Raw genomic sequence first — 13071 nt, 5'->3', positions numbered from 1 at the left:
TGGCATGGTATATAATTAGTATAAGCTGTAAGACCGTTATTTGTATCAGTAGAGGTAATAAAAGGTACAACACCATTTTCTAAATCTTGCTTTCTGGGTCCCCTCCCTCTCTCAATATCAAATAATTCCTCATATCTGAATACTTTCCAATTGCTTATATCGAGTTTTATAGTTTCATTATTTAGCGGTTCACTTAAATTACTATAATTAGGCTTTTCTATTTTGTGAACAAAGTCAGGAAGCTCTGTAATATCTGGTACAACAATATCCTTTAATGTTTTATTTGCTTGCCTACCATAGTTATATTTATATTTGTTGGCTCTAATACATGCACAATAAAATAATTTTTGTTCATCAGTCATTTCAATTTTGGGTACTAAATAAAATAAATCTCTTCCAGAATAATATGGTTTAGGCTGTAAAAATGTTTCTAACACAGAGCCACCACAAGCAACCGATAAAGAACCAGCGGGTAATGGTTCTATTCCAGCAATTTTTTCTACAATAGCTGAAACTCCATTATTTTTTGAAGTTCTTGAAACAAAATTAACTGCATTTTTATCATCTGCATTACATAATACTAAGGAATTTAATTCCAAGTTTACGCCATATTTTACTTCAAATAAATCATCAATTTTCTTCGGCATCATCATCACCACCCAAAGTATCTGTTAAACCAATAGTTTTAAACATAACATATTTTTTCATAACTTCTTCAAAATCTGTACTTGTAATTTTTGAATAGTCTGTTTCCATATATGCTTCAGCACACCATTCATCATCATAATTTACTTCTTTTTTTACAGATAATCCAACAACTTCATCATTATTTATGTATGCCTGTATAAAATTACTTTTTATGTCTTTCCATCTATTATGGAAATCAATTCTACCTTTATTTTTTCTTTTAGTAAATCCATCATCTTTTAAATAACCAAACCATGTCTTTTTACCTTTATTAGGAGAGTTAGCTTCAAATACCATAATACAGGTAACTACACCAACAGGGTAAAACAAATCATCTGGCATAGAAATAACAGCCTTTAAAGTATGTTTTTCTAATAGTCTTTTTCGTACAACCTTTGTTGCTGTATCATCTTTTATAGCACAACTCATCTGAACAATAGCGGCAACTTTACCATTTTGCTCCTCTACAGCCTCTAATGCTTTTTCAATAAATTCAAGTTGAACATCTGTACCTTGGTCATAAGGTGGGTTTAAAAATGCAACAGTAGGCTTCAATTTTTTTATCCTATCAATTGTTTTCTTATCAAAACAGTCACCCCTGTCAATATTTGACTTACCATCTCCACGCAACATCATATTTGAACATGCAAATGTAAACATTTCAGGGCGGATTTCAACTCCTAATAATTGGTTTTTTCTTATATTTGTTTTTCGTGTTTCATCATTTCCAGCTAAATCAAGCATTTTTTTCATAGCAGCAATTAAAAAACCACCAGTACCACAACAAGGGTCATAAACAACATCTGAAACTTTTATATTGACTAAATCACAAAATAATTCAGTTACATGAGATGGAGTTAATACAAGTCCTTGTTTTTGCTTACTTGCGGCATACCTTACAAATTCAGTATAAAATCTACCTAAAACATCATATCCACTTTCTTCATATTGTGTTAATGGAAATACTTGTTCATGTAAGTATTTTATAGTATCTTTAAAAAACTCAATAGTTGATACAGGCTTTTTCTTTTTCTTAATAGTTGCTTCTTTTACAAGTGGCTCATCAAGAATTTTACTATATACTCCCATCATATCGTCAAGTTTTCTTACTTTAGCACTTTTTAATACCCTTTTAATAGCGTCAATTAATGCAGTAGCAAGATCATATGATGATTTTGAAACAGGATAAGAAGCCTTAAACATATCATCTTGTAAAGCAAGCAGTATTCCACTTACAAGAGTGTTTCTCATACTTTCAGAAATTGAGCAACTATGGAAATCATCATTCAATTTTACCGCTTTTTCAACAATGTTGACATCTTTTAAATTATAGTTAAATTGCTCATTTTTAAATGTTTTTACATAGTCGAATATGTTCAATAATTTTTTATCTGGTAACTCAGTTGCTGTATCTTCTCCCTTTTTTTGTATAAAATTACTTACTATAAGACTTTCTTGAGTTTCTCCACTTACTGCAATAGAAAGTACATTAAATTCCGAAGATAAAAATTTTGAATAGTGAAGGACACCATCAACAGCATAATCTTTTGGTTTATCTCTTTTAGAACTTTCATGTTTGTCAAGATTGGCTTTGCATTCAACTATAATTAAATAATCCATGCTTTGTGTAGGAAATGTAATAATGAATTCAGGTTTACCAATTCCCTTTCCATGTTTTGAAGCATTTGAAAGGCAATCCGCTATTCTTATATTAGTTGATTTTTGTTCTTCAAATTTTATTGATGTAAATAAAGGGTCATTTTTAAAATGTTCTCTTACAATATTTTCAGTTAATCTTTCATTAGCCATTTTTAACTCCTGCCTTTTTACAAATTCTATGTATCATACAACACATATTGTACATTATTTATCAGTCTTTGTACATTGATTTAGAAAACTAACATAATGTCCATAGTGTTAAATTTAATATTTTAACGAAAACCCAGTATGGAAGCGGCATGAGGGCATTTCTGTACTTTACAAGCCGACAATATACGACAAAAATATAGAAAAATTTAACATAATCACTTGCTCTGTAAACTTTATTATTATATAATATATCCATTAAATGGAATATATGTAATAACATGACGAAAGGTGGTGACGAATTGAACACAGTGCAACCCATAAGGGATAAAGCAAAAATACAACAGGTAAAAGACGAACTCTTAAAAACAGGGGTTAGAAATTACATGATGTTTGTTATAGGTATTAATACAGGCTTAAGGGTGAGCGACCTATTAAGGCTTAAGGTTTCAGATGTTAAGAACAAGCCCCATATATTAATAAGGGAAAAGAAAACAGGTAAGGCAAAGCGATTTTTAATTAATAGCAGTTTAAGAGTTGCAATTAATACTTATATTTCAGATATGGCATTAGTTGATGATGATTACTTATTTGCAAGTCAGAAAGGTATAAATAAACCATTAACAAGAGTGCAGGCTTATAACATACTAAACAATGTGGCTAAAAAATGCGGACTGCAAGAAATAGGAACTCACACAATGCGAAAGACCTTCGGATATTGGCATTACAAGCAATATAAAGATGTTGCAATATTGCAGGATATTTTTAACCACAGCTCCCCAAGTATTACCCTCCGTTATATAGGCATTACAGATGACATCAAAGACAAGACCATTGAAAACTTTTATTTATAAAACTTATAAAACTTTAAAGGAGTGATTTTTATTATGAGAAAAAAGAATAATAAGGCATTAACAGAGCAACAGGCACAGGAGCAAATATTAAACATTATAAACCAACAAACACAGGAGCAAACCCAAGAAACAACCCCAGCAATTATACAGACAACCCCACAGCAAACGGAAGATAATAAGAAGGTACAATTACAAGAGCAAGCTCCAGAAAATGCGGCAGGCGGCAAAATAGTTGAAACTAAAAAGCCAGAAACTAATAAGAAAAAGCAAATTGAACCATCTATACAAAAGATGTTTGATAAAATGATTGCTTACATGGTGGACAAGGGTTGTAGTACAAAAGAAACTCCAGCTTATACAGGGCTTAAGTGCGGCAGACATAATATCGCCGAAATATATTTACAGAAAAAAGGCATAAGGCTTCATGTAAACAGCCAAAGCCTATCCGCTGAAAATATAGATTTATGCAAGGTTGTACCCGATACTTATGGCTGGACACTTGATTGTATTTACAAAGTAACCGACCAGCAAACCTATGATAAAGCGATTGAAATATTAGAACAGGGATTTGTATTTAGAAATAAAGGAATTGATATAAATGGATAAAACTAAAAAAAGATTTATGCAAACAAAAGATGAAATAAAAATAACATTTGTTCCCCAGTGCACAAAGTGCAAACATAATATAAATTATAATTCATGCCACATATTTAAAGAAAAGCCGATTGCATACATGAAAAATGAAAAAGAATGCCCTAAAAAGGAAGGTAGATAATGCCTTCCTCTTTACTTTATTTAGGATAAAAAGCTCAACTTTAATATTCAATAATTTTTACTATATATTAGGTAGGAAAATTTTAAAGGGGTGAAAAAACTTATGACACTTATAAAAGTAGCTTGTTATTGTAGAGTTTCAACAGATAGCAAAGACCAAGCCAATTCATTTGAGAACCAGCAAACATATTTTCTAAATGTGCTGGAACATAGTAAAGATTGTAAACTAATTAATATATATGCTGACCAAGGATTAACAGGTACAAAGTTAAGCAATAGACCAGAATTTAATAAAATGCTCAAAGATGCTGGAATTGATATTATAGAACAATTTACAAGCAAAGACCGAAGACTTAAGAAAAAACACATACTTTATGAAATTACAGAGCGACCTCCCCTATTCAATGAAATATGGATTAAAAATACTTCGAGATTTGCACGAAATACTTTATCCTTTGAAATTATCAACCTTTTAAGAAATAAGGGTGTGCATATTAAATTTATAGAGCAAAACATTAATACAAAGGATATATCAAGTGATTTTCTACTAAAATTATTTCAATTATTTGATGAACAAGAAAGCCGAGATAAGTCTTCAAAGGTAAGTTTCGGGATAAGGGAAGGAGCAAGGAAAGGAACAATAAATGCAAATAGCCGCCTATATGGTTATAACTATATACAGGCAGAAAACAGACTTGAAATAATACCCAGCGAAGCGTCTGTAATTAAAACCATATATAAACTATATAGCCAAGGACAAGGCATAAGAAGAATTATAAATTACCTAAATGACAATACTATTATGACACGAGAGAAGAAACCATTTTGTAAAAGCACTATAAAGCGAATTTTAACTAATGAAAAATATGCAGGTATTAATGCTCGACTAAAATATGATACTGGCAAGGTATTTAATAAATATAGTTACCCTCAAGTTAAGCCAAAAGACCAATGGATAATTCAAGAGAGTGATAAAATACCTTCTATTATAAGTAAGGAATTATTTTATTCAGTTCAAACAATGTTACAAAGTAAAGTTAATCATAAAAACCAAGTTGGAATATATAAAGGGATTACCGATTATGCAGGAATTATACTATGTGGTAAGTGTGGAAACCCCTATATAAGCAATATGGACAGGGGAAGGCGATTCTATAATTGTAAGACTAAAAAGTTGAAAGGAACTGGGGCTTGTAATAATAAAAATATTAGTGAAAATAAATTAAATACCTATATAACCAGTGAAAATTATAGACGAGCAATTTATAAATATAAGGTAATGTATAAATCTGTATTAGAGGACATGGTGTTACAACTACAACAGAGGATAAATACCGATAGTAATTTACAGGCTCAACAGTTAGGGCAGGAATTAAACAAGTACAAGGCACAGCAAAGCAAACTTTTAAACAGTTATTTAGAAAGTATTATAGATGAAAGCATTTTTAAGCAAGCGGCGGCAGAGCTTAAGAACAAGATTACAGAAACTGAATATAAAATTAAGGAACTAACAAAGCCAAACAATGAAATAATGAACGATATTGCATATATACAAAATACTATTAATGATATTGATAGCCTTGAAATAAAAGAGCAATATACAAGAGATGAAATAATTGCAGGTATTGAAAAGATTATAATTAATGATGATAAAGTTAAAGTTTATTACAAGGTAGCGACAAATATTAGGCAGTTAGTTAAAAAGCATGACCTTGAAAATTACTTTAATAAGTTATTAGGTGAATAAAATTAACCCCAGTGGACAATAATTCAGCTGGGGTTAAATAATACCTTGTTTATGTACTATAATATACTTTTAATCGGTTCGCCGGGTGCCGGCAAGAGCATGCTTGCGAAAAGGCTGCCTTCCATCCTGCCGGATATGACTTTCGAAGAAACCATTGAAACAACAAAAATACACTCGATAGCGGGAACCATGCCGGACGGGACTTCCTTAATACGCACCCGGCCGTTCCGCTCACCGCACCATACGGTATCCCCCGCAGGGCTTTCCGGCGGCGGAAGCATCCCGCGCCCAGGTGAGATGTCCCTTGCGCACAACGGCGTTCTGTTTTTGGACGAGCTTCCGGAATTTTCACGTAGCGCGATGGAGGTTCTTCGCCAGCCGATTGAAGACGGGAAAGTGACGATTTCCCGCGTAAACGGAACCATATCCTATCCCTGTACGGTAATGCTTGTCGCCGCGATGAACCCCTGCCCATGCGGATACTTCGGGCATCCGACAAAGCCCTGTACCTGTACTTCCAACGCTGTCTCGCGGTATCTTTCCCGCGTCTCCGGCCCGTTGCTGGACCGGCTCGATCTGCACATCGAGGTACCGCCCGTCGAATTTGATGAAATCAGTTCGGACGAAAAGGCCGAGAGTTCCAGCGTGATAAAAGCCCGCGTTAATGCGGCAAGGAAGATACAGAACGAACGGTTCAAAGGTACCTCCATTGCCTGCAATGCCCGCATTACACCGGATATTCTTCATGAAATCTGCCACCTCAGCGAACTCGGCCGGGCACTTCTGAAACAGGCATTTGAAAAGCTTGGCCTTTCCGCACGGGCTTACGACCGGATACTGAAAGTATCCAGAACCATTGCAGATCTGGACCAGAGCGAAGAAATTGAGCCAAGGCATATTGCGGAAGCAATCCAGTACCGAAGCTTGGATCGGAAATACTGGATGAAGGAATTATAAGAATCCCCCTGCGGGTTTGAACCGCAGGGGGGTGGTAGAAGGGATCTTAATATTTATCGGACGGGCCCTCCCCGAAATTGCCTGATGATTCCGGTTCAGAAAATTCCACAGCAGGATTCTGCTGGATTTCGCCGGATGCATCTATTAGCTTCAGCGTAGACAAAATATTCTTCATCTGCTGCGCCTGCCCGTTTAACTCCTCACTAGCCGCGGCGCTTTCCTCCGCAGTAGCAGAGTTCGTTTGTACAACCGCAGAAATCTGATCGACTCCCAATGTAATCTGATTGATGGAAGATGCCTGATCCTGAGAGGACTTGGAAATTTCCCGGATCAGATCCGTTGTATTCTTCACTTTTTCAATAATCGCATGGAGTGATTCTTCGGTTTCACTCGCAATCCTCGAGCCGTTTTCAACGGCTTTGATGGAATTTTGAATCAGCAAAGTGGTATCTTTCGCCGCTTCTGCGCTCTTGCTTGCAAGGTTGCGGACTTCATCGGCAACAACCGCAAAGCCCTTGCCAGCCGAACCGGCCCTTGCTGCTTCAACCGCAGCGTTCAGCGCAAGAATGTTGGTCTGGAAGGCGATATCCTCAATGGTTTTGATAATCTTCTCAATTTGCTGAGAGGCCTCGTTAATCTCCGCCATTGCGGCAACCAGCTGCTTCATATGTTCATTTCCGCGTTCCACTTCCGCAGAAGCTTCGAGCGAATACTGGTTCGCCTGTCGTGAATGATCTGCGGTATTATTGACTTCTTGGGCAATTTCGGTAATAGACGCAGAAAGCTCCTGAATCGAGCTGGCTTGTTCCGTAGCCCCCTGCGACAAAGCCTGCGCGGCGCTCGAAACCTGATCGGAACCGCTGGCTACCTGATCAGCAGACTGGTTAATTTCCGTAAACATGCGGTTCAGATTTACAGAGATTGCATTCAGCGAATCTCTAATGGTTACAAAGTCGCCTTTATAATCCTCCTCGGGTCGAATCGTACAGTCGCCGCATGAAAGGCTGTCCAGCACAAGTGCAATTTCGCCAATATATCTCGTGAGCGTTTCAATTGTATTTGAAAAAGTATCCGCCAAAACGCCGATTTCATTGCGGGTGCGGATAACGGGGATCTCGGTATGCAGGTCGCCCTCTGCAAGCAGCTCAATCCTATGTACAAGGTTTTCAATAGGCTTGGTAATCGGATTGGCGATCCGAACAGCAAAAATACAGGAAATAAGGATGAACACAATCAACAGAATAACCGTAATGAAAAAGGATATGTAATAAGATCTCATCATCTCGCTGTAATCTGCGCTGATACCCAACGACCAACCGTCTGTTTCGTCGATCGGACAGTAGGCAACCAACTTTCGGACACCGTCAATTGTAACCGTTTGGCTTCCTGTTTTACACGCAATCATATCCTTGACAAGGGAAGCTGCACTATCATAGGAATGATTTTCTTGCGCCTTTTCAATATAGTTGACAAAGTTGTTGACATTGTTCCTATCTTTATGCGCTATGATTTTCCCACTTTTGTCGACGATAAATCCATATCCCTTTTTCCCGACTGAGACGTTGTCAATCATTTTCGAAAAGGTATCGCTTGACAAGCAGGCGTAGACAATCCCGTTATAGTTTGACCCGTTGTTAATTTTGGCCGAAACAAACATCACAACACTAGAATCCGTTTTCCGTGTAACGGTGCTGGAAATGTATGTCTGGCCTGCGATGGCCTTTTGAAAATAGTCGCGGTCGCTGATATCCGTTCCATTTGTTGTTTTTCCATTTGCGTCGGCTAAATTAACATCTACAAAGCCATATTTTTCGCTAAGTTTTGCCAGTAAGCTTTTTTGCGCGGCCGGATTCGTTGCATCTGTTATCGTAGTTTCACTAGCAATGGCTTCCGCTTTGGCTTTAAATACCTCGATTGCATTTTTTACAGCTTCATTATAGGAATTTGCATTCGACTGTACCATGGAAACCATGTTGTCCTGACAGTTTTTATAGATCATAAAACCGTTTGCTATACTGCATACAAGGCTAACCGATATGGTAAGACCTACCATTCCCATAAGCAATGCTCTCTTTAAACTTCTTCTTTTTCTTTTGTCCATTTATTCCACGTTCCTTCCACGTTGCGTCAAAAAATACAAGAAAAGATTGCATGCAGCAAAATTCGAGCGCTTTTCTTCGAAAATTATATCGACAACATTTGCAATAAAATTAAGTGAAATCCATAAAATTGTGTTAATTTATGCATTATATGCATTATTTATTCAATTTCTGAATAATAATTCCTGCAATCGCATTAATAGGCGCTTGTTTCACAACGGCACCGATATCAAACGCAACCATCGGCATCCCATAAACAATACTGGTCTGTTTATCCTGTCCGATTGTGAAGGAGCCACTTTTGCGCATCTCAAGCAAGCCGCTGGCGCCGTCCCTGCCCATACCGGTCAGAATAACGCCAATAGCATCCTTTCCCGCCGTTCTCGCAACCGAACGGAACATAACGTCTACCGAAGGACAATGGCCACTAACTTTTTCGCCCGCGGCACACTTCACATAATAGCCCTTGTAATCTTTTTCAAGAGTCATATGTTTGTCACCCGCGGCAACCAGAGCCTGCCCCTGTTTCACACGATCGCCATTCTGCGCCTCCAATACGGTGAACTTACACAGCTTGTTAAGTCTGTCCGCGTACATTTTCGTAAAGCCGACCGGCATATGCTGTACTATTAAAATGCCCGGAATATCCGCCGGTAACTGTTTCAAAATTTCAGCGGTAGCCTCCGTTCCCCCGGTCGAGGCACCGATTGCGATGATATGTTCGCTATTTGCACTTTTGGAAAGCGCAGGCAAAGGTAAAGAAGCCGCCGGCGCCGGCGTTTTCTTTACCTTTGCAGATGAAGCAATTTTTATTTTTTGGCTTAGTTCCTGTGAAAAAGCAGCGAAATCCTCACTGCTTTTCAAATTCGGCTTTTGAACAAAATCAACAGCGCCTGCGCTCAACGCCTCAAAAATACCAATATCCAGCGAACTTACAAGAACGACAGGCAACGGGTGTGCAGGCAGCAGCTTTTTTAAAAAATCGGTTCCTCTGCTATCCGGCATTTCTACATCCAATGTAACGACATCCGGAGATAATTCCTTTATTTTTTTCTCTGCTTCCATCGCATTTCCCGCAGTTCCCACAATCTCGATATCCGGATTATTCAGCAGCGCTTTCTGCAACGCCGTGCGAAAAAAAAGCGAATCATCAACAATAAGAACTCTCACCCTACGATTTATCGGCATCTAAATTATCCTTTCCGGTATATTGAAGGTTCAACATATATGAACGGGGATGTGTCCCTCTGAACCGTTTCAGAATGCCCAATAAAAAGATAACCGCCTGATTTTAATGCATCATAGAACTTATTGATCAAAGCGTTTTTCGTGGGTTGATCAAAATAGATCATAACATTCCTGCAAAAGATTAGATCAAAAGGCTGTTGATATGGAAAAGGATCCATAAGATTCAGCCGCTTGAAAATAACCTGGTTCCGAACTTCATCCTTCAGTTCATAATATTCGTCCCCCTGCTTATTAAAATACTTCATTTTCCACGTTTTTGGAAGCTCTTTTAATGATTCTTCACTATAAACCCCGTTTTTTGCAGCTTCCATTGCTTTTAGGGAAATATCCGTTGCCAGAATCCGAAAATCCCAGCTTGCTTTTTTTATACCGAAGTATTCCATCATCGTCATAATGGCCGTGTATGCTTCTTCCCCGGAAGAGCAGCCGGCACTCCAGATACGGAGGACTTTACGAGTATTGGTTTTTTCCTGCATTGGAAGGAAAACTTTCCTCATGAATTCAAAGTGAGCGGGCTCCCGATAGAAATACGTATGATTTGTCGTCAGCTTATTAAGCATCAACGTAACTTCATCGGACTTGTTTTGCTTCACCAGATTAAAATAATCCGTAAAATTTGTAAAGCCCCTGCTTACCAGGACAGCCTGCATCCTAGATTCAATCAGCTGCCTTTTCTTTGTAAGATTAATACCGTAATTGCTTTTTACATAAGTTACAATATCTTGGAATTCTTTATCTGTCAGGCGTATCATCGTTTTCCTCCGCGTTTAATCCTTCGGGTAAGGGTAATTAATTGTTATTGTAAAGGTTGAGTACATCCAGTATCAGGCTGATGCTGCCGTCGCCCAGAATCGCGCAACCGGTAATGCCTGTTTCCTTCACATTATATTTATTGAGATATAACGGAAGGGACTTTACAACAACCTGCTGCTCACCTAAAAGCGCATCTGCAAAAATGCAGAACGCCTTTTCGTGTGTTTCAACTAAGATAACAATTCCGCTGCTGATATCCGTAATATCCGTCTCAATACCAAACACCTTGTGCAGGCGGACAACCGGATAATACTGGTTGCGAACCATGATAATCTCATTCATATCCGTGTCATAATGAATTGCACTTTGATCCACCTTAAAGGACTGCCGGATATTATTAATCGGAATGGTAAATACCGTTTCGCCGACGGAAATCTTCATGCCGTTCACAATCGCGAGGGTAAGCGGGATTTTAAAGAGTATTTTGGTCCCCTTTCCAAACACGCTTTCAATTGAAACGTCACCGCCGACTTTTTCAACATTTTTCTTAACAACGTCCATACCGACCCCTCTGCCGGAATACTCCGTCACCACTTCGTTGGTCGAGAAACCGGGCATCAGAAGGAAGTTGTTAATTTCTCTTGCGGAATACTCCGATTCCGGTCTTTTCACAAGTCCTTGCTTCTTTGCCTTTTGAAGGACAGCCTTCCGGTCAATTCCCTTTCCGTCATCCGTTACGGAAATGATAATTTCCCCGCCTGTGTTTTGTGCCGACAGGGTAATGGTTCCCTTTGGCGGTTTCTTTGTCTGGGCGCGTTCTTCCTTGGTTTCAATACCGTGATCCATAGCATTGCGCACAACGTGCATAATCGGGTCGCCGATGTTGTCGATAATCGTCTTATCGACTTCGGTATCCTCGCCGATCATGACCAGTTGGACATCTTTATCCAGCTTTTTGCTCATATCACGCACAATGCGGTTCATCTTATGAAACACACCTGAAATCGGGACCATGCGGATGGACATTACAATTTCCTGAAGCTCGTCCGTCAGTTTCCGCAGCTGCCGGGAAGCCTTGGTGAAATTATTGTCTACTGCGGCGCTCTGCCCGGCCGGAGGAGTGGTAACCATGGATTCCGTTATGACGATTTCGCCCATCAGATCCATCAGATTGTCAAGCTTTGAAAGGTTTACATTAATAAGATTCTGCTTAACCACCGAGTGCGCCGTATTTTGCGCCTGCTGTTTATTTGGTTCATCCTGTTCGCTCGCGTTCTTTTCGCCGGATTTTTCCTGCGCTGTATCATCCGGCTTATTGATCACGGTATAATTTTTCGTATAAACAAAATTTTCAATGATTTTTAATACGCTCTTTAAGCCCTGCTCGTCCCTGAAAAAAATCACGAAACCGTTTTTGATGATTTCCTCCGCGCTGGCCGGATTCGTCTCAATATCATCCGGCTGGTATTTCACATATTGATAAACGTCCTTAATTGCATTAATCAGGATAACGGCACGGAGGTTCTCCATCTCTGTCTCTTCGTCAAAGTACACACGGACGGCAAATGGATATTCCGAATCAAACACAATTGGCTCTGCGGCGGCCTGCGTCTGCTTTGGAAGCTCCTGGCTAGGAGCGGATTCCTGCTGTGCCGGTGCCTGCGGCTGCGGTTCAACCTGTTTTCCTTCTGGCTGCTTTGCCGGCTCAGCCGCGCCTTCGTTTGATTCGCCTGTCGAAATCTTTTTAAGAAAATCATTAATTTCCTGCTCAAAAGTGCCGATATCTGTAGTAAGCGGCTCGTTATTTTCTACCTTTGCGATTTCGTCCTTAATGAAATCGCTCGACCGGAACATCAGGTCAAAAAGTTCCTCATTGTATTTCTCATCAATCCCGTGTTCGCGTACATAGTAGAACAGATCCTCTACCTTATGGGAAATTGTCGCAAGGCCATTGAACTGCATCATAGCAGAGGAACCCTTTATTGTATGCATGATTCGGAAAATTTCATTGATGCTATCTGTATCAAAGGAATTTGCCTTTTCGCAATTGATTAAAATTTCATCAAGATGTTCGAGCAAATCATTTGCTTCAAATAAATAAACTTCCAACATAGATTCCATATTGTTATCCATGATAATTCACCGC

General features: G+C 38.7%; 11 protein-coding genes. 5 read left to right on the top strand and 6 right to left on the bottom strand.

Annotation, left to right across the window (positions count from 1 at the left end; translation table 11 throughout):
- Together P9B68_RS04370 and P9B68_RS04365 are read right to left on the bottom strand one after the other, a co-directional pair.
- Positions 1-647: restriction endonuclease subunit S (locus tag P9B68_RS04370; protein ID WP_277668514.1), on the bottom strand; the 647-nt coding region annotated here is incomplete at its 3' end.
- Positions 631-2496 carry an HsdM family class I SAM-dependent methyltransferase gene (locus P9B68_RS04365; RefSeq protein ID WP_277668513.1) on the bottom strand — a complete coding sequence of 622 codons (1866 nt, stop codon included), beginning with the start codon at positions 2494-2496 and terminating at the stop codon, positions 631-633. The genes P9B68_RS04365 and P9B68_RS04370, both read right to left, overlap by 17 nt.
- Positions 2497-2795: 299 nt before the next feature.
- Here P9B68_RS04365 and P9B68_RS04360 point away from each other — a divergent pair, with 299 nt between their 5' ends.
- From P9B68_RS04360 to P9B68_RS04340, 5 genes are all read left to right on the top strand, one after another.
- Positions 2796-3347, top strand: coding sequence for a site-specific integrase (locus P9B68_RS04360; RefSeq protein WP_277668512.1), 552 nt, complete (start codon positions 2796-2798; stop codon positions 3345-3347).
- Positions 3348-3380: 33 nt separating this feature from the next.
- On the top strand, positions 3381-3953 hold the full coding sequence (locus P9B68_RS04355) for a hypothetical protein (RefSeq protein ID WP_128750333.1): 573 nt from the start codon (positions 3381-3383) through the stop codon (positions 3951-3953).
- Complete coding sequence (locus P9B68_RS04350) at positions 3946-4122, top strand: hypothetical protein (protein WP_277668511.1); 177 nt, start codon at positions 3946-3948, stop codon at positions 4120-4122. Before P9B68_RS04355 ends, P9B68_RS04350 begins: the two co-directional genes overlap by 8 nt.
- A gap of 102 nt (positions 4123-4224) precedes the next feature.
- Positions 4225-5868, top strand: a complete 1644-nt coding sequence (locus P9B68_RS04345) for a recombinase family protein (protein WP_277668510.1) — start codon at positions 4225-4227, stop codon at positions 5866-5868.
- A gap of 51 nt (positions 5869-5919) precedes the next feature.
- Positions 5920-6825 carry a YifB family Mg chelatase-like AAA ATPase gene (locus P9B68_RS04340; RefSeq protein ID WP_462675520.1) on the top strand — a complete coding sequence of 302 codons (906 nt, stop codon included), beginning with the start codon at positions 5920-5922 and terminating at the stop codon, positions 6823-6825.
- A 46-nt stretch (positions 6826-6871) separates the two neighbouring features.
- Here the strand turns inward: P9B68_RS04340 and P9B68_RS04335 are convergent, their stop codons facing one another.
- From P9B68_RS04335 to P9B68_RS04320, 4 genes are all read right to left on the bottom strand, one after another.
- A complete protein-coding gene (locus tag P9B68_RS04335; RefSeq protein WP_167875187.1) occupies positions 6872-8884 on the bottom strand; it encodes a methyl-accepting chemotaxis protein in 2013 nt (670 codons plus the stop codon).
- Between the two features lie 196 nt (positions 8885-9080).
- Positions 9081-10112: a protein-glutamate methylesterase/protein-glutamine glutaminase gene (locus P9B68_RS04330; protein ID WP_135659670.1), complete on the bottom strand. Its 1032-nt coding sequence runs from the start codon at positions 10110-10112 to the stop codon at positions 9081-9083.
- A 5-nt stretch (positions 10113-10117) separates the two neighbouring features.
- Positions 10118-10924, bottom strand: a complete 807-nt coding sequence (locus tag P9B68_RS04325) for a CheR family methyltransferase (protein WP_135659672.1) — start codon at positions 10922-10924, stop codon at positions 10118-10120.
- A gap of 37 nt (positions 10925-10961) precedes the next feature.
- A complete protein-coding gene (locus tag P9B68_RS04320; RefSeq protein ID WP_277668509.1) occupies positions 10962-13058 on the bottom strand; it encodes a chemotaxis protein CheA in 2097 nt (698 codons plus the stop codon).
- Between the last annotated feature and the right edge of the window lie 13 nt (positions 13059-13071).

It is taken from the genome of Caproiciproducens galactitolivorans (assembly GCF_029266045.1).
Lineage (GTDB): Bacteria > Bacillota > Clostridia > Oscillospirales > Acutalibacteraceae > Caproiciproducens > Caproiciproducens galactitolivorans.
This window is presented reverse-complemented; position numbering and strand designations above follow the sequence as displayed.

Excerpts from the sequence above, each read along its gene's own strand:
- P9B68_RS04365 (WP_277668513.1), bottom strand. The coding sequence starts at position 2,496 with ATGGCTAATGAAAGATTAACTGAAAATATTGTAAGAGAACATTTTAAA.
- P9B68_RS04355 (WP_128750333.1), top strand. The coding sequence starts at position 3,381 with ATGAGAAAAAAGAATAATAAGGCATTAACAGAGCAACAGGCACAGGAG.
- P9B68_RS04350 (WP_277668511.1), top strand. The coding sequence starts at position 3,946 with ATGGATAAAACTAAAAAAAGATTTATGCAAACAAAAGATGAAATAAAA.
- P9B68_RS04345 (WP_277668510.1), top strand. The coding sequence starts at position 4,225 with ATGACACTTATAAAAGTAGCTTGTTATTGTAGAGTTTCAACAGATAGC.
- P9B68_RS04340 (WP_462675520.1), top strand. The coding sequence starts at position 5,920 with ATGTACTATAATATACTTTTAATCGGTTCGCCGGGTGCCGGCAAGAGC.
- P9B68_RS04335 (WP_167875187.1), bottom strand. The coding sequence starts at position 8,884 with ATGGGAATGGTAGGTCTTACCATATCGGTTAGCCTTGTATGCAGTATA.
- P9B68_RS04330 (WP_135659670.1), bottom strand. The coding sequence starts at position 10,112 with ATGCCGATAAATCGTAGGGTGAGAGTTCTTATTGTTGATGATTCGCTT.
- P9B68_RS04325 (WP_135659672.1), bottom strand. The coding sequence starts at position 10,924 with ATGATACGCCTGACAGATAAAGAATTCCAAGATATTGTAACTTATGTA.
- P9B68_RS04320 (WP_277668509.1), bottom strand. The coding sequence starts at position 13,058 with ATGGATAACAATATGGAATCTATGTTGGAAGTTTATTTATTTGAAGCA.